Origin of the sequence: Pseudomonas pudica, assembly GCF_015680405.1 — a bacterium.
Classification (GTDB): Bacteria; Pseudomonadota; Gammaproteobacteria; order Pseudomonadales; family Pseudomonadaceae; genus Aquipseudomonas; species Aquipseudomonas pudica.
On the sequence record NZ_JADLJS010000104.1, the window covers coordinates 1 to 990 of the forward strand.

At 56.5% G+C, this 990-nt stretch carries 1 protein-coding gene; it reads left to right on the forward strand.

The annotated features are described in order from the left end of the window. Positions 1-220: 220 nt before the first annotated feature. The coding region (locus tag IRZ77_RS26675) for an IS110 family RNA-guided transposase (protein ID WP_196174637.1) at positions 221-990 on the forward strand (770 nt) is incomplete at its 3' end.

A 990-nucleotide genomic window follows, 5' to 3' on the forward strand; every position in this document is an offset into this window, starting at 1 on the left:
AGCCAGCTTGTGTCTTGAGAGGGGATTAGAATCTGAAGTGAGAGCGGTGAATGGCAAGCTGAATGCCAGAGGTGCCTTGAGCACGTGTGGGAGCACAAGCTGCCATTCACCGTTCCACTTTGGCGAGAGCCCGAACAGTTGGATGAGGACCTAATCTCGAACCACAAGCGTGGGCCACGCCAAAGCTCTCTCACACTGTTGAGTCTAGGAGGTTTTGGCGATGGCTTCCTTCTTGGGTATCGATGTTTCCAGTCTTTCCCTTGATGCACTGGTGCGGCCCCAGGACATCAGGATCAGTGTGCGCAACGATCCAGCGGGCTTTGAGGAACTGGTGAAGAGCCTTCGAGGGCTCAGCATCAAGCGTATCCTGCTGGAAGCTACAGGCGGCTACGAGCTTGATGTCATGCGCTTTCTCCAGAACGCCAGCTACAAGGTCATACGCGTGAACCCCAAGCGAGCCAGATCGTTCGCGGATTCCTTGGGTATCAAGGCCAAGACCGATGCCATCGACGCCGCAGTGCTGGCCCATTTCGCTGAGGTCATTCCAGACCAGCCAGCCCTGAAAACAAGCCCTGAAAGGGCCCTGTTACGGGAACTCCTTCAGCAGCGTGATCGCCTAGTCCAACAGCGAGATGACGATCGACGGCGCCTGAAGCAGGCCCAGTCAGCGATGGTCGCCAATTTCCTGAAAACCAATCTTCAGCACTTTGCATCGCAGATAAAGTTGGTGGAGCAAGCGATCAAGCGGCAGGCCACAGTGCTCAACGATGAACGGATAGCCAAACTGAACGAAGTCAAAGGCATCGGGATGGTAACCGCGACCAAGCTGGTAGCGCTCTTGCCGGAACTGGGGCACGTGGAGTCCCGGGAAATAGCCTCTTTGGTCGGTGTGGCCCCCTTCAATCACGACAGCGGAAAGTCCGTGGGCAAGCGCTTTATCTCAGGAGGCCGATTTGAGGTCAGGCGTGCGCTGTACATGGCGTGCCTGGT